This is a genomic window from Cecembia lonarensis LW9 (assembly GCF_000298295.1).
In the GTDB taxonomy this organism is placed as follows: Bacteria; Bacteroidota; Bacteroidia; order Cytophagales; family Cyclobacteriaceae; genus Cecembia; species Cecembia lonarensis.
The window spans coordinates 23,106-39,303 of the sequence record NZ_AMGM01000036.1 but is presented as its reverse complement, the minus strand read 5'-3'; the positions used below and the strand labels follow the sequence as shown (position 1 = coordinate 39,303).

At 39.4% G+C, this 16,198-nt stretch carries 12 protein-coding genes and 1 tRNA gene; 4 read left to right on the top strand and 9 right to left on the bottom strand.

Going from position 1 to position 16,198, the window contains the following annotated elements; translation table 11 throughout:
* A partial coding sequence (locus B879_RS11950; protein ID WP_040400604.1) for an enolase C-terminal domain-like protein occupies window positions 1–714 on the bottom strand: 714 nt, incomplete at its 3' end.
* A 39-nt stretch (window positions 715–753) separates the two neighbouring features.
* Here B879_RS11950 and B879_RS11945 point away from each other — a divergent pair.
* Window positions 754–1,980: an S-adenosylmethionine:tRNA ribosyltransferase-isomerase gene (locus B879_RS11945; RefSeq protein WP_009185439.1), complete on the top strand. Its 1,227-nt coding sequence runs from the start codon at window positions 754–756 to the stop codon at window positions 1,978–1,980.
* Between the two features lie 2 nt (window positions 1,981–1,982).
* Here B879_RS11945 and B879_RS11940 read toward each other — a convergent pair whose 3' ends face one another.
* From B879_RS11940 to B879_RS11930, 3 genes are all read right to left on the bottom strand, one after another.
* A complete protein-coding gene (locus B879_RS11940; protein WP_040400608.1) occupies window positions 1,983–2,402 on the bottom strand; it encodes a LytR/AlgR family response regulator transcription factor in 420 nt (139 codons plus the stop codon).
* A 122-nt stretch (window positions 2,403–2,524) separates the two neighbouring features.
* The gene (locus B879_RS11935; protein WP_009185437.1) at window positions 2,525–3,841 is read right to left on the bottom strand and encodes a PAS domain S-box protein; all 1,317 of its coding nucleotides are present in this window, start codon (window positions 3,839–3,841) and stop codon (window positions 2,525–2,527) included.
* A 207-nt stretch (window positions 3,842–4,048) separates the two neighbouring features.
* Window positions 4,049–4,327 carry a hypothetical protein gene (locus B879_RS11930; protein ID WP_009185436.1) on the bottom strand — a complete coding sequence of 93 codons (279 nt, stop codon included), beginning with the start codon at window positions 4,325–4,327 and terminating at the stop codon, window positions 4,049–4,051.
* Between the two features lie 587 nt (window positions 4,328–4,914).
* Here B879_RS11930 and B879_RS11925 point away from each other — a divergent pair.
* Window positions 4,915–5,003: transfer RNA gene (locus B879_RS11925), tRNA-Ser, on the top strand.
* A 184-nt stretch (window positions 5,004–5,187) separates the two neighbouring features.
* On the opposite strand, the gene B879_RS11920 is transcribed toward B879_RS11925, so the two are convergent.
* Window positions 5,188–6,519 (bottom strand): TolC family protein, encoded by a 1,332-nt coding sequence (locus B879_RS11920; RefSeq protein ID WP_009185435.1) that lies wholly within the window; start codon window positions 6,517–6,519, stop codon window positions 5,188–5,190.
* On the bottom strand, window positions 6,516–7,190 hold the full coding sequence (locus B879_RS11915; RefSeq protein ID WP_009185434.1) for an ABC transporter ATP-binding protein: 675 nt from the start codon (window positions 7,188–7,190) through the stop codon (window positions 6,516–6,518). The genes B879_RS11920 and B879_RS11915 overlap by 4 nt, the downstream gene beginning before the upstream one ends.
* Window positions 7,191–7,488: 298 nt before the next feature.
* Here B879_RS11915 and B879_RS11910 point away from each other — a divergent pair, with 298 nt between their 5' ends.
* Window positions 7,489–7,743 carry a DUF6364 family protein gene (locus B879_RS11910; RefSeq protein WP_009185433.1) on the top strand — a complete coding sequence of 85 codons (255 nt, stop codon included), beginning with the start codon at window positions 7,489–7,491 and terminating at the stop codon, window positions 7,741–7,743.
* Window positions 7,733–8,155, top strand: coding sequence for a type II toxin-antitoxin system VapC family toxin (locus B879_RS11905; RefSeq protein ID WP_009185432.1), 423 nt, complete (start codon window positions 7,733–7,735; stop codon window positions 8,153–8,155). The genes B879_RS11910 and B879_RS11905 overlap by 11 nt, the downstream gene beginning before the upstream one ends.
* Before the next feature lie 220 nt (window positions 8,156–8,375).
* Here the strand turns inward: B879_RS11905 and B879_RS11900 are convergent, their stop codons facing one another.
* The 3 genes from B879_RS11900 to B879_RS11890 all read right to left on the bottom strand — a co-directional run bounded on the left by B879_RS11900 (window position 8,376) and on the right by B879_RS11890 (window position 16,078).
* Window positions 8,376–10,790, bottom strand: a complete 2,415-nt coding sequence (locus tag B879_RS11900) for an ABC transporter permease (protein WP_238542130.1) — start codon at window positions 10,788–10,790, stop codon at window positions 8,376–8,378.
* Between the two features lie 243 nt (window positions 10,791–11,033).
* Complete coding sequence (locus tag B879_RS11895; RefSeq protein WP_009185430.1) at window positions 11,034–13,439, bottom strand: ABC transporter permease; 2,406 nt, start codon at window positions 13,437–13,439, stop codon at window positions 11,034–11,036.
* A gap of 212 nt (window positions 13,440–13,651) precedes the next feature.
* Window positions 13,652–16,078: an ABC transporter permease gene (locus B879_RS11890; RefSeq protein ID WP_009185429.1), complete on the bottom strand. Its 2,427-nt coding sequence runs from the start codon at window positions 16,076–16,078 to the stop codon at window positions 13,652–13,654.
* Between the last annotated feature and the right edge of the window lie 120 nt (window positions 16,079–16,198).

Here is a 16,198-nt window from a genome sequence, read left to right as displayed (position 1 = left end):
CGCTTTCATCTGTTTTTGTTGTCCCTGCCTTATTGGCTGCTCAATGCTGTGCAGGGCAAAGGCTGCAAGCCTTTTCAGTTTTTCCAAAGCTTGGTCTACTTGAAAAGCACCGTTGGCATCTACCCTGATGGTAATCTGCTCTGGTGAAAAACGGTTTCTAATGTATTCCAGCAGCGCACATTCCTGATCAAAATCAATTGCACCAATTTTCATTTTAATACAATCGTACCCTTCTTCAAGCTTTCTATCAATCTGATCTAACATAAACTCTTTATCTCCCATCCAAATCAGCCCATTTATAGGAATGGCTTTTTCTTGATCAAAGAAGGAATTATCTAAAATCTTTTTACTCCCTCCATGCATCAGGTCCAGTAAAGCCGTCTCGAAAGCAAAGCGGATACTTGGCAACTCAGCAGGGATATTATCTTCCACCCAATCTAATATTTCTATCATAGTCTTAGGAATAACTGCCCCGGAAAGTCTATGGCAAAGTTCTTTCAGCCGATGTTCAAAATCAGGAATATCATCCTCACTCAACTTGGGTAAAGGACCAGCTTCACCCCAACCTTTTACCTGCTCTTTTTCCTCTTCAAAAGCTGAAATAAAAAAACTGCACTTTTCAGTCAAGGTACCCCGGGAAGTTCCCGCCTCAAACCTGAATTTTAAGAGGTGGGGTTGGCACTGAAATTTTAAATTATTTAGAATTGTTGTCATGCGTATTATATTTGCAACTCTATTGAAAACTGACCAAATATGCTGAAATACCCATCGATTGAGGATATCAGGTTATCAGACTACGAATATATCCTACCGGAACAGAGAATAGCAAAATTTCCCCTAGAAAAAAGGGACCATTCCAAACTGTTGCATTTCCATTCAGGGCAGATTAGCCATCAGCATTTCTATGAGTTGCCACAACTCTTGCCCTCTGGAAGTTTGATGGTTTTCAACAATACCAAGGTCATACCTGCAAGGTTGATTTTTCAAAGGGAAACGGGTGCAAAAATTGAAATATTCCTTCTCAAACCACTTGCCCCAAGTACCATCATTAATGAAATCATGATCCAAACCCAAGAAGTAACTTGGGAGGTAATGATCGGAAATTTAAAAAAATGGAAGGGTGAAGAAGTGCTTCAAGGAGAGGTTTTTATTCAAGGAAAGCCATGTGTTATCAGTGCTAAATTATTGAACAGAGATCAAAAAACGGTTTCTTTTAGCTGGACAGGCGAAGATATTCCTTTTGTATCCATTGTTGAAGCTTCCGGTGAAGTTCCCCTACCCCCTTATCTCAATCGAGAAGCTACGGATGAAGATAAGCCAAGGTATCAAACAGTTTACTCCAAAAAAGAAGGAGCAGTGGCCGCTCCTACTGCCGGACTGCACTTTACAGATACCGTCCTTGAGGAATTGGCAAATAAAGGCATACATAAAGAATTTTTGACTTTGCATGTCAGTGCAGGAACTTTTCAACCCATTAAGGAGGAAAAGGTGACCGAGCATCCCATGCACAGTGAACAGGTTGTTGTTCAAATGGAAACCGTAAAGCGACTTGCACAGCATATGGAAAAGGTAATCGCCGTAGGTACTACTTCCATGAGAAGTTTGGAAAGTTTGTATTGGTATGGAGTAAAGCTTTTGCTGGATCAGGATCAACAGTTTTTCATCCCCAAACTTTACCCCTATAAGCACGAATTGAAAATCCTGCCTTCGAGGTCTGAAAGCTTTCAAGCTGTCGAAGATTTCATGGACGGTAAAGGGCTAAAGGAAATTACCGGATCTACTGAAATTTTTATCATGCCCGGATATGACTTTAAAGTCTGCGATGGTTTAGTAACTAATTTTCATCAACCCTCTTCCACACTGATTTTGCTGGTTGCCGCTTATACAGGTAAAGACTGGAGGAAAATATACCAGGAAGCCTTAAAAAATGATTACAGGTTCCTGAGTTATGGAGATAGTAGTCTGCTCTGGAAACAATGAAATTAATCATTGTTTCCAGAGCCTAATTTATTAATACCATTAATTAAATTCTGAAAGTAAGTTCTACCAACAGGAACCGTATCTTTTCCTACAGTGACTTCCCTAGGATTGATTGTTGTAATCTCATCTAGGCGTACAATGTAACTTTTATGAATCCTAATGAAATCATCTTGGGGCAACACCGTTTCGAATTCTTTCAAAATATTCCTCAAGGAATACACATTATCTCTTGTGACTAAGGTAGTATAATTACCATCCCCTTTCATCCAGATGATATCTTTAAACTTTACCTTGACCAAGTTACCCTTATTTCTGACAAATAGGGCATCCTTTATCAACAACTTGCTTTCGTGATTTAGAGTCCCATTACCGTTACTGTTTCCATTGGACTTAGCATTGTAACTTTTTAACAATTCTTTCATGACTCTTAGCGTTTGTCTTTGAAACATAATGTTTCTATAATTGTTTGGAAATTGTGAATCAAACAGCAAAGTTGAAGGTAGTCAAATGAATTGTAGGGAGGTAAAAGAAATATAAAAACTGATCAGTCTAAATCAGAAACCTGTTTAGAGTTATTGCGGATAACCTTATCTAACTCCTGAGCAAGTGGCTTAAGTAAAGAGAAGTATTTTTTGTTTTCTTTGTCCAATTGGTTTTTATCAATTAGTTCCAAAAGACCCAATATAGAGGAAAGAGGAGATCTTAGTGTCGAGGATTGGGTATGAATCACCTCCCTCATGATCTTATTTTGTTTTTTGAGTTTGTCATTACTCATTTTATCCTCGTGGATATCTTTCATGGCATATACAAACCCACGTACTGAGGCATCCTTTTCCTTTAAGGGGTAAAAATTATGGGCAAACCAAATTGCATTGCCGTAGGGTTGTTGTAACACTTCCTTATGTATTTGTAGCGATTGTCCAGCTAAAATCTCCTCCATGTATTTTAAAAACACTTCATCCATATCGCCAGGTAAAAAATTTAAAAATTTATCACCATTTTTCAAAGTTTTCCCAAATTGCTCTTTCACCCATAATTTGGCTCTGTTATTGAAACCAAAGATTCTTAAATCCTTTCCTACAAAAAATATCTCTTCTGGACTATGTTCCATCAGGGCCTCCAATGTGAGTTTTGTTTTTAGGAGTTGGGCTGAAAGACCTTGAATCTCTGTGACATCACGAAACACCAAATCCAAGCCTAGGTTTTTAGGATAAACAAAAACCTTATAATATCTCCCATTCTTACTATTGAATTCTTCAAAAACCCGCATTGACTTGGTCTCTCTGGCCTTTTTAAACTCTAAAGCGTGCTGGTAAACATTCAAGTCTGGATAAACCTGCCAAATTGTTTTACCTATGAGTTCATTAAATTTCCTGTCAAAGAATGTTTCTGCAGCAAGATTAGCATCTGTAATTTCCCAATTGAAATCCAAACTCACCTTCACTTCAGCTGTAATATCAGGCTTTAAAGTATGGCTTTCCTGTCCTTTTAATGATGTTCCTTCAAAAAATTTATGCCCAACAGCCAATATTCCGGCAAAATCCCCCTCTTCATTTTGCAAAGTAGAAAATTCCCACTTTATCAATAAATTATGAGCATGAACCAAATCCACATGGATTTTATGGTTGGGTTTTTCAATCACCTGAATCAAAAAATCATGAAAATCCCACTGATTTCTCTTATGGCAAATCTCCAAAAAGTTCTTTTCATAATTATCTGTACCAAATGGTTTAAAAAGCTGCTTAAACAAATTGTTGGACAAAAAAATCTGACCCTCACTGTCCATTACACTGACATAGAGTAAATCCGAATTTTTCAAAAAGTCCGGTACAAGGTATTCCAATTCTTGGATTTTAAGCATGGGAAAACTACTGTTGGATAAAACAGGTAAGCTGGCAGATTTATGATTACCACAACGTAAAAATAGAAAAAGAAAAAATAAAATATACTTTTGTTTAATTTTTTTAATAAAATTTTATTCTAAAAAATCATTTTATTTTACCCTATTGTTTGTTCTACAAAATTCCTCTTTTTAAAACAAAATTTATGAATTTCATGCCAATAAGGTTTAAACCAAAACTTCATCTGATTTTGAGTTTGACCCTACAAAAACGGATTGAATATCTGGATAATTAATTTCCTTAACCATAAGTATTAAAATATGGGCAAATTCCTGCTTACATAGGCTAACAAAAAAGCTTTCTTCTTCTGCCTCACTCTGAACGATTCGTTGTCCATCAAATATTCTGGTAAGACTCTCCTTATCTTTTGATTTTACAAGTAATTTGTCAGCATCTTTTCCACTGCTACAAATGGAAAATGTTCCATGAATAGATTTAATAATCATCAACGTAAAATTTTATCATTCAATATGTTTCAGTTCAACGGTTCTATTTGCCTCTACCTATATCAAAGATAGGCAACCCTAATCGGAATAAAAATACCATTAACAGGGTATTTTATCCTTGGAATAATTCAAAACAAACATGAAATATCCTTATCAATTAAACAAATATAATGAAGGGTTCAAGAAAATTCATGTTTTAATATTTTATTTTTTATTTAAATAACTACTAATAAATTCACGGTTTATTAATCCATAAAATTTTATTTTCCTAATGTTGAATCAGCAATATATCTACCGAATATTCCTATGAAAAATAGGGAGTAAGCTCAAATATGATTTGCCTATTAAGTTTGGAATAAAATCCATTTTTTTAAAAAAAATTTCTCCTTGAACCACAAGCTTTTAATTGTTTGGATATCAAAATAAACCCTATGGCTGCATTATTTGGACAATACATTTTGCTAAATTGATGCAGAATGATTTATATTTGCACAGCTGTTTAGGCATAGCCTAAAAAGAGTTGGGTGAGTGGCTTAAACCATTCGCCGCGGCGAATAAACTGTCGTACGGGCAGAATATAAAATTATAGAGAGTTGGGTGAGTGGCTTAAACCAGCAGTTTGCTAAACTGTCGTACGGGTAATTCCGTACCGGGGGTTCGAATCCCCCACTCTCTGCGAAATCAAAGCCTGATGTTTACATCGGGCTTTTTTCGTTTTAGGAATCCAGACTTACCTGAGTGATTGAATAAGAAAAAAGACCATACGAACAGAGTGAGCAGGTTTTGCTTTCAGCTCCCTCCCATTTGAATAAATTTGACATACAAACATTACCAAAACTATGCTTGGCATAATTTGTCAATTACAAGACACCTAATGCAAACTTCAACATCAATTCCTGAAAATACAGCGTATACTGGGCCTGTGCAAAGTCAGATTGGGCAGTGACAAGCTGTTGATTGGCCTGGGCCAAGTCTACAAAATTACTTACCCCTAATCTGAATCTTTCTGCAATGACAGTTTGCGCTTCCTCAGCTGCTTCCAATTGCACCCGGGTAGCGGACTCCCTTCTGATGGCTCCCCGATAATTTTCATAAGCCATTTTTACCTCCTGAGTAATTCTTCTTTCCAAAGCTAACTTGTCCAATTGCTGGTTTTGAAAGTCTACCCTTGACCTCGCTACAGATGCTCTGTTTTCAAAATTATTGAATATAGGGACCGACAGACTCACACCAAATGACCTTTGGGGAAAGATGGTGAAAAACTGATTGCTGAAAGTTCTATCATCTAATGAGGTAAAGAAAGTGCTGTAATTGAAAAAAGCATTCAATTGTGGTAAATAGGCAGACTTGGCAGAAGCCAACAGGTTTTTATTGGCACTTTCCAACAACATCAATTGTCCGTAATCCTTCCGCTGCCCCAAGGCTATAGCGTAAAGTTCACCAAGTCCCATACCCAGCCACTCACTTTCTAACTTCTCCAAAGACACTTGTTCAGGCTTAGGCAAAATATTGGGGCCAAGCTGAAGCATCTCCGCCAGATCCCACAAGTCAGACTCCCATTGGATTTTGGCATCGATGGCCACCGCCTCCAAACGGGCCACCTCCGAGCGTTGGTTGTATAAATCAGAAAGGGTTCTCAAACCTGCCTCTACAAAACCTTCAATTTGCTCTAATTGCTTTTTCTGATTTTCCAGGTTTTCCAAGGCTATGTTATACAATTCCTCATCCAACAGGACCTGAAGGTATTGCTGGGCAATGTTGAACATCACTTCCTGCTTTGCCCTTTCAATTCCAAATTTACCCGCATCTTCCAAATTTCTGCCTGCTTTGGTATCATTGGTCCTTCTAAAGCCATTAAAAATGGGCATGTTGGCATTAATCCGGCCAGAAATGATATTATTGATTTCATTGGTCACGATCAACTCCCCTTCTACTTGCTGGAATTGCTGACCTATCTGCCGGAAGTTGTCATTGGAAAGGTTTACCCTCGGAAGATGATTGAATTGGGCATTGAGCCTTTCTACTTTCAAAACTTCCTGCTGGTTCAATAATTTGAGGTAATCAATATTCTGAGATAAACCCAACTGAACAGCTTCCTGAAAAGACATAGGAATGGTGTCCTGTGCCACTACTTTTTCAAAGAATAAAAGTCCAATAACCAGAGAAGCCATCAATTTAAATACGTGTTTCATATCGCTATGTCCTTATCAATTTTTCCGTCCAACATTTCTATTAACCTGGTCCCGTAATCCGCATTTTCTCGGGCATGGGTGGCCTGGATAATGGTGGTTCCTTCTTTATTCAATTCTTTAAATACCTCCATGATTTCCTTTGCCTGGGATGAGTGTAGATTGCCGGTGGGTTCATCCGCCAATAGCACCCTTGGCTTGCCGGCTATTGCCCTGGCTATACCCACCAACTGCTGCTGACCTCCGGAAAGCTGCTCTGGAAAAAGGTCCTTTTTGGCCACCATCTTGAACCGGTCCAGTAAATCTGCAATGATGCTTTTCCTTTCACCGGAAGCCACATTCCGGTACAACAAAGGCGTTTCTATATTTTCATATACAGTGAGCTCATCGATAAGGTGATAGGCTTGGAAAATGTAGCCGAATTCGGATTTGTGCAAGGCGGATTTTTGCTTTTCCTTCATGGCATTGACAGATCTCCCCTCAAAATCATATATGCCTTCATAATCCTCATCCAAAAGTCCAATGATATTGAGCAAAGTGGATTTCCCTACTCCCGAAGGCCCCATCAGGGTGACGAATTCTCCCTGCTCAATATTCAGGTCAATCCCTTTGAGAATAAACGTCCGTTGAAAACGGGACTCTATGTATTTATCGATATTGGAAAGTGTTATCATTTTAGATTTTAGAATTAAGAATCAATAGTACTTGTAAAGGACTGATGATAGCATATATCATTTTATACTTTTCAGGAAATAAGAATCCTAAATTTATGCCATAAAAAAAGACCCTAATCTAGCGATTAAGGCCTTTTTTGATCCTTGGCAACTGATTTTTGGCGAACATCTTCGTCCGCTGGCGGACAAAAAAGAGGGCTATGTAAGAAAGTACTTAAAGCCTGGCCTAGTAGGGAAAATTAAAAAATTGAGACAAATTTATACGCATATTCTATTTTTATACGTATATTTATTAGCTATGAAAAAGAGATTGAATATCACTATTGAGGAAGAAACGATAAAGAAAATCAAAAAATACGCAGAGGACAATGATATAAGCGTGTCTAATTTAGTTGAGGAGCACTTTGAAGCCATTTTAAAACCCAAATCAAGAATTAAGACCAAGATTGGACTCGTAGATTTTGTAAAAAGCCTCCCCCCTTCTAAAATAGAATTCCCAAAGGAAATGGATTGGAAAAAAGCTTACAAAGCATCAAAAATCCATGGAGACTAAGTTGTTCTTTGATGTAAATGTCCTTTTGGATTTTTTTCTTCAAAGAAAATCGAATTCAGAGGACTTTAACCAACTTTATACATTAATTGATGATGGGAAAATTGAAGCATTTATAACACTATCTACGCTTCAAACCTGCATTTATTTTTTAGAACAAGCAAAAGGCAGAGATGTCACCATAAAAATCTTAGAAGTGATTTTGGACAATTTCAATTTTTTGGAAGGGGGTCGAAAACATGTCATTCAGGCCATGCAATCCAATAAAAATGATTTGGAAGATGCTATTCATTACTTTATTTGCTTAGACCATGAATTAGATGGCATCATAACTTCTGACAAAAATTTTCTTAAACTTAATTCTACAGTACTTCCCATCTTGACACCATCTCAGTTCTTAAAAAAACTGAGTTGAATATTTTTTAAACCCACCTGGTTCAAGTCTTCTGACCTGCCCGAAGAAGGCGGGCTTATCTGCCGGCCAAGGAAGAGCTGACCGTATGCAGGCAGGTTTGGACCCTTCTTCAAAACAACTTGTTTCTTGCATCTTGCTTCTTGTTTCTTGCCTCTCGTCTCTTATCTCCTACCTAAAGGTAGACAAGCTCGCTTCTCGCATCTAGTATCTAATTCTCTCCTCACTCGCTCTTCAAGACTTCCGCCGGGTTCGTTCTTGCCACGCCCAGGGAATGAAAACCTACAACCAGGAGAGCAAGTACCATCACTCCTAAGCCAACTGCCACATATAATAAAAAGGGCATATCAATCCGGTACGCATATTCCTGCAACCACAGATCGCTGAGGTAATAGGCAGGATATGCTGCCAATACAAAGGAAACCAACACCAGCCAGAGATATTGCTTGGATACCAACAACAGGATTTGTCCAATTCCTGCTCCCAATACTTTTCTGATACTGATTTCTTTGGTCCTTTGGGCAATAGTGAAGGAAGAAAGACCAAACAAACCTAAAATGGATATCAGGATGGCCACCCCTGCTGCAAAACCCAGAACACGCTGGATTTTCCTATCATCCTCATAAAAGCCTTCCACCACCTCATCCATAAAATTAAACCCGGCCTCCTCGAAAGGATACACCTCATTCACCAATAACTCTAGCCTTTCTTTGGCATAGGCCAGATTTTGTTGATTGGATAACTTAGCGATCAACAAATATTGGTAGTCCGACCGATTGGTGAGAATCATAGGCATGATACCTTCCCTTAAACTTCTGGCATTGAAATTATCCACTACGCCTACAATGGTATTTTCATCTCTGCCAAAGCGAATGGTAGCACCCAATAGGTCATGGGGATCTTCCGCTCCCAATTCCTTCAAAAAATTACGGTTGACCACAATTTCCTGAGCAGTTTTACCTAAAGACTTGCCTGCAAGAATGGGGATTTCATGCACGGTAACAAAAGCAGAGTCTACGTTCATCACATGGACATTAAGTTGCTGTTCTTGCCCATCCACCATGGCATAAGCATCTGAAGTCCAAATGGAATTGGAGGACACCAAATTTCCGCTCAGGCTGACGCCTTCTACAAAACTTTCATTTCTGATCCTTTCGGCTAAAATTTCTCTTTGCTCCTTATCTCCCATAAAGGGTAATTGGGTAAACAAAACAGCCTCTTTTGAAAAACCCAAAGGTTGGGAAGTAATGTACTTCATCTGACTGCTCAGCACAGCCACCATTATGATAAAAGCAATGGAAGCTGCGAACTGAAGTACGGATAAATTCTTTCTTAGGAACACACCCATTGAAAAACCTCTGGTCTCCAGCAATTCCCCTTTCAAGGCCCTTTGAGGTTGATATTTGGATAAAAATAGCGCTGGGTATAATCCCGTGAGGCCAGTGAGTACCAAAGCATTGACAACCAAAAAACCTATGCTTATCGTGTTGAAGGAAGTAAATAGAAAATTAGCTGGAAAGTATGTTTTAAAATACGCCTGAATTAAGTCTGCCATGAAAACAGCAAATAGAGAAGCCAAGCTGACCAACACAAAAGTTTCACTCAAAAACTGGAATACAAGTTGGCCCCGGTCTGAACCCAAGGTCTTTCTTATGCCCACTTCCTTGGCGCGGTTGATGGCCAAGGCAGTTTCAAGGTTGATGAAATTCAAACAGGCCAAAAACAAAATAATGATTCCAATGTATATTAATCCTTTCAATAAGTCCTTGGAAATAGCCGTATCATCATAGTTCTCACTAAAATGCAACTCGGCCAAAGGTTCTCCAATAAAGGTAGTGTTGCCTTCTTCTTCCGGTAAGTATTTTTTTGCAATGACAGCTAATTGATCATTCAGAATAGTTTTGCTTCCACTTTCCTGAATCTTAACAAATAACTGACTGGCCGTATTGAGATTGGTCCAACTGTGCAACCCATACCAATCTTCCTTATCCATATGGGAGATGGTGCTGAAGGACAAAAAATCATTGAAAATAAAGTCCGTATTTTGGTTATAATCGGCCACCACACCGGTGATTTGGGCAGTGTAGACATCGCCTGCATCCGTCCATTGCATGACTTTCCCCAAAACCTCCTTGGCTTCCTGTCCGGGAAAATATTTCTTCATGCTGCTTTCGGTTATGACTGCGGTATTGGGTTCTTGAAGGGCTGTCATTGGATTTCCTGCCAACCAATCCCTCGGGAAAATCCGGAAAAACCCCGGATCAGCAAAGGCTACCCTATCAGACCTTCCAAAAACCATATTTTCCTCGGGTATTTCCACCATGGTTTCATACAAAGTATATAACCTGCCCTTGGATTCCAGTATGGCCAATTCTTCATCTATCACCTCTCCCAATGGTCCATTGGTAGCAGAGGATTGGAAAGAATTTCCTGGTTCCCATTCTGCTATGGTATTGATTCTGAAAATCCTATCGGAATCAGGGTGAAATCTATCAAAACTATAGGCATGCCATACCAAATTAAAAATCAAGAGACAAATGGCAATCCCCAAGGAAAGTCCCAATACATGAACCAAGGCCCTGACTTTGTTTCGTAGGATGTTCCTAAAAGCAATGGTGAAGTAATTCCTAAGCATCATCTAACAATTTATTCCCATAATAAACTTAACAAACTACCCTTGCCAATTCCCGTACCAATGAAAATCGGCTAAAAAATCGAAATTTGGACGTTTTTTTACATGTAGCGTTATTAAGACGAACAAAACTGACCGCAAATGGACGATATGAATCAAACGGATTGCTTGACGCCCCAACTTTTTAAACTGCAATAAAAAAAATCTTATGAAAACCTCCATAAATCCCCAGTGCTATTCAGATCTACTCTACTCACTTCTTAAACCCTCAACTGAATTCTTGTATGCTGCCATCAAAGCCTGCAAACCTACCATCAAAAAAGTAACCAATAAGGCCCCAAATACCACTGCAGCCATTGACATAGGTGTTATCTCTGAACGGTAAGCAAAATTCTTTAGCCATTCTTTTCCAAAATACCATGCCATTGGAACTGCCAACACAGAAGCAATGACCACCAAAATCATAAATTCCCTTGAAAGGCTATAGACAATTTGCGGTACTCCTGCACCCAAAACTTTTCTGATACTCATTTCCTTGGCCCTTGATGCTATCATAAAGAGAACCAAACCCAGCAACCCTATCAGGGAAATCAGTAATGTTAGACCGGCAAAAAGCCTAAACATCTTAGCCATCCGCAGTTCGCCTTGGTAAAGCCTCTCAAAATCTTCATTCAGAAAGAAATGTTTGAAGTCAGATGCTATAAAGTTATCCTTCCACTTTTGATTTAGTGTTTCTAGAATAGCAGTGGTCTGTCCAGGATCAAAACGAAGGGATAACCAATATGAGTATTCAGGGGCCCAATCCATAGCAATCCCATGAATGGTCTGTTGCAATCCCAATTGATGGTAATCCCTCACTACGCCTATCACCGTTCCTTGCGGTGTTGTCGAAGGAGATACAATTTTTTGTCCTAAAGCTTCTTCCGGACTATTCCATCCGAATTGCCTAACAGCTCTTTCGTTAAGAACCAAACCTTCATTACGGTCAGTTTCCCGCTCAGGATCAAAAAATCTACCTGCAATCAGTTCCAGATTTAAGGTCATAAGGTAATCCTCATCCACGGATAAGTATTCTACGGAAACAGGATTCTCAGCCTCTCTTCCTTCGGGATAGGCGATTTGCCCTAGCCAACCCGGCCTTCCGGGAATACCGTTTGAATAAGTTACACGATGAATTCCGGCAATACCTCCCAATTCGTTCTTCAAACTTTCGATTCTGTTTTTGGATAGTTTAGAAGCGTTGATTACCAAAATTTCGTCTTTAGCAAAGCCTAGTTCCTTCTGCTGCATATAGTCTAACTGATTGAGTACAACTAAAGTCGCTATCGCTAAGGATACGGAGATAAAAAACTGAAACACGACCAATGCTCTCCTTAAATTAAGACCGGAGTTTCCAGGGGTAAACTTACCTTTTAGGATCTTAACAGGTTGTAATGCGGACAGATGTAAAGCTGGATAATAACCTGCTAAAAGGCTTATCAACATTAACAAAGCAGTTAATCCAAGAAGAATTTCTAGTTTCAAGAGACTTTCCAGGGCATAAGTTTTATTAACCAATTCGTTGAAAACAGGCATCATCAAACCTGCCATAAAAATGGCAACCAGAAGACCAAGGATCGACATCACGAAAGCTTCTGACATAAACTGTGTGATTAGTGCCATTCTGGACGAACCTACTACTTTTCTTAATCCAACCTCTTTGAAACGATCCACAGATCGAGCAGTGGATAGATTGATAAAATTGATACAGGCCAAAAGAATCGTAAAGAGACAAATCCCCAAAACCATATATACCCTTTCAATACTTCCTAAGGTCCCAAGAGAATTACCTGCCTTTGACCTAAGATAAATATCCTTCATAGGTTCAAAATAAAGTAAAGCTTCTGTACCCCATGAACGCATCATGTCACCAACATGATCCATATAGAGAGACCTGGCTTTAGCCTTGAAAGCTTCAGCATCTGTCCCTTTCTTCAGCATAAGGTAATTGGTCATATTGATATTTCCCCAACCTGACAGATAATCTTCCAATCCTATAATCCTTTCGAAGGTGGATTGGGAAAGCAGGACTTCAAATTGAATATGGGAGTTAGCAGGGGCATCTTTAACCACTGCCCCTACTTTTACAGGGATGGAATCGGCAAGAAAAAATTCCTTTCCTAATCCATCCTGGTCTTTGAATAGTCTACTTTCCATCCCCTCGGTAATGACGGCTTGATAGGGTTGAGATAAAGCTGATGAAGGGGAACCCTTAATTGGTTCAAAAGAAAAAACCTCAAAGAATGACGCTGAAACATAAGCCATTTTAGGACTGAGTATTTCCGAATCTGTCTTCACATCCAATCTTGGCCAAGTAATGGTATAGACCACATTTTCTACTTCCGGAAAATCCGATTCCAGAATTTTACCCACAGGCCAACCATTGGTACTATTATAACTTTCATCTCCTGATTTGGCATCTAAAAACACCGTATTGACCCGGTAAATCCTGTCTCCATTTTGATGAAATTTGTCATAAGAAAATTCATCCAATGCATAGACCAGCATAAAAATACCGCCTGTTAGCCCTAAGGCCAAGCTTAAGATATTGATAATCGAAAAAGCCTTTCGTTTTTTCAGATTTCTAAATGCGATTTTGAGATAGTTTTTTAACATGGTGGATTGGAATGAATCTTTGTTAAGTTTACCTACTATAGATTGAAAATTATTATAATTAGTTGCTTGGATGTTCCGAATTCTTTATTCAGAATCCCGAAATTACTGTCCAACTACTTCCGAAATCCGTCTTTATATTCCCGAACTATTTATCTCTTGCTTCTCGCTTCTCTAAAGACCTTCGAAGTTCTTAAAACCTCAAAGGAAACCCCCTACTCCACCTTAAAAGCATCCACTGGGTTGATCATTGCCGCTCGCATAGATTGGCTACTTACCGTCAAAGCAGCGATAAATGCCGCTATAAATCCTGCCAAGGCAAAAACAAACCAGGATATGGATATGCTGTATGCAAAGCTATCCAACCAGGAATTCATGCCATACCAAGCAATAGGCACAGCGATTAAGAAGCCGAAAAGCACCAACTTGAGAAAATCCTTTCCTAAAAGCAGGACAATATTACTGACACTGGCCCCCATTACTTTTCTGACACCAATTTCCTTGGTACGTTGCTCGGTAGCATAGGCCGAAAGGCCGAATAAGCCCAAAACAGAGATCAGAATGGCCAATCCTGCGAAGAAACCGAAAACTGTTCCTACTTTTTCTTCTGCTTCATACTGCTGCTCAAACCTATCTTCGATGGTAAAATAATTGAAGGGAAAATCCGGCTTTAAGGCAATCCATTCTTCTCTCAAATAGGAAATGGACTCTTCTTCAAAACCTTGCTTCAACCTGATGGCGACCAAATTGAACCTGGTATCCGGAATCATAAATACCATGGGACTGATGGGTTGGTGAAGGGATTCAAAATGAAAATCCTTGACCACTCCGATGACATAACCCCTCCTTGGACCATAATGTAGCGCTTTGCCTATGGCGGCCTCAGCAGAAGCCCATCCAATGGCCCTGACAGCAGATTCATTCAGCAAGAATGCCTGAGTACTGTCTGAGGCCAATTGAAAATCAAAATCCCGTCCTGCAGCCATTTCAATACCAAAGGTCTCCATAAAGTTGTGGCTGACATGAATATCTGCCAACCGGATATCCATGGTTGTCAGGTCCCCATTGACTTCGGCACGGGTTCCCATAGCATCCAACAACCTTCCGGAAGGCACCCTGGAAGCCAAAGCTAAAGATTCTATTCCGGGGTGTTGTAAGTATCTTTGTCTTAAATTTTCATAATTGTCCACCAGTTCCTCATAAGCCGGAAGTACCACAATCCTTTCCTTCTCAAAGCCCAATTCCTTATTCTTCATATAATCCAGCTGACGGACTACCACCAAGACAGCTACTATCAAAATGATGGAAATGGCAAACTGGCCAATGACCAAGGCTGATCTGAATTTTTCATGGATAGAGCAAATTTTATAGGTACCCTTCATTACTTTAACCGGCTGAAATCCCGAAAGAAAAAGGGAAGGATAGCTCCCTGCAATCATCCCAACAAATAGCACCAAGACTAACAAAGCAAATAAGTAGTCGGGGTGCTCCAGTAAATTCATACTCAGGTCTTTCCCAGTGAAATTACCGAAAACAGGCAACGCTAGCCAAGATAAAAGCAGGGCAATAACTGCAGCCATCAAGGTCATCAAAATGGTCTCACTCATAAACTGACCTATCAGCAACTGTTTCTCAGCGCCTAACACTTTCCTTAAACCTACTTCCAAGGCCCTTTTTGCAGACCTGGCCGTAGCCAAATTCATAAAGTTGACGCAGGCAATCAGCAAAATAAAAATGGCAATGGCTGTATAAATAAAGACATATTCAATGCTGCTATTTGGTTCCAATTCTGAGTCCAGATTGGAATGCAAGTGGATATCAGTAATAAGCCAAGGATGAAGGGCTGTCCAAGTGGAAGGCAGAGAACCATCCTCCCCAACCTGAATATGCCGATTAAGGAAATCAGGAATCTGAGCTTCAACAGTAGCTATATCCACACCCTCCCTTAGCAAAAGGTAGGTACCGAAATTGTTGGAGCCAAAATTTTTCATCATTTGCTCATAGCCACCATAGAAATCTGTTACCAATTCCATAGAAGCCAAGAAATCTGCCTTGAAATGGGAATTTTCAGGAATGTCTTCCATTACCGCCCGGACCTGCATATTGGCAGATACCGGACCTGCTTTTAACTCCAAAGTTCTACCCATGGGATCTGCATCACCAAAATATTTCCTGGCCATGCTTTCTGAAATGATCAATCCATCAGGAAAATTCAAGGCTGCTTCCGGGTTTCCCTCCACTATTCTCCAAGAAAACACATTGAAAATTTCCGGATCGGTAAAATAGAATCGGTTTTCTTCAAATATATTATCCTCATCTTTCAGGACCAGGTTGGTATTCATCACCCTTACCACCTCTTCCACATCCTGTTGAAAATCTGATTTCAGCAATGGGCCAAATGATGGGGCCAAGTGACCAAGGTGCAGGTTTACTTCCCCATTTTGGTTGAAAAATGAGCGTGACATTCGGTATATCCGATCTGATTTTTCATGGTACTTATCATAACTCAACTCATGCTGAACAAAAAGAAATATCAATATACTGGCCGCCATACCCACTGATAGCCCCAAAATATTAATGAACATGTAAGCTGGATTCTTTTTCAGGTTCCTGATAAATATTTTCAAATAGTTAGATAGCATGTTATTCGTATTTTGGTTATTATTTTTTTATGCCTTAAAGTATAAGTTGCTTAAGTAGATGGTTGATTTTTTCACGATTTCCAGTGGTTTTTCAGTCTTCAATTGGACATTCAAATCTTA

Coding starts and splice junctions, on each gene's coding strand:
- B879_RS11945 (WP_009185439.1), top strand. CDS start 754: ATGCTGAAATACCCATCGATTGAGGATATCAGGTTATCAGACTACGAA.
- B879_RS11940 (WP_040400608.1), bottom strand. CDS start 2,402: ATGAAAGAATTGTTAAAAAGTTACAATGCTAAGTCCAATGGAAACAGT.
- B879_RS11935 (WP_009185437.1), bottom strand. CDS start 3,841: ATGCTTAAAATCCAAGAATTGGAATACCTTGTACCGGACTTTTTGAAA.
- B879_RS11930 (WP_009185436.1), bottom strand. CDS start 4,327: ATGATTATTAAATCTATTCATGGAACATTTTCCATTTGTAGCAGTGGA.
- B879_RS11920 (WP_009185435.1), bottom strand. CDS start 6,519: ATGAAACACGTATTTAAATTGATGGCTTCTCTGGTTATTGGACTTTTA.
- B879_RS11915 (WP_009185434.1), bottom strand. CDS start 7,190: ATGATAACACTTTCCAATATCGATAAATACATAGAGTCCCGTTTTCAA.
- B879_RS11910 (WP_009185433.1), top strand. CDS start 7,489: ATGAAAAAGAGATTGAATATCACTATTGAGGAAGAAACGATAAAGAAA.
- B879_RS11905 (WP_009185432.1), top strand. CDS start 7,733: ATGGAGACTAAGTTGTTCTTTGATGTAAATGTCCTTTTGGATTTTTTT.
- B879_RS11900 (WP_238542130.1), bottom strand. CDS start 10,790: ATGATGCTTAGGAATTACTTCACCATTGCTTTTAGGAACATCCTACGA.
- B879_RS11895 (WP_009185430.1), bottom strand. CDS start 13,439: ATGTTAAAAAACTATCTCAAAATCGCATTTAGAAATCTGAAAAAACGA.
- B879_RS11890 (WP_009185429.1), bottom strand. CDS start 16,078: ATGCTATCTAACTATTTGAAAATATTTATCAGGAACCTGAAAAAGAAT.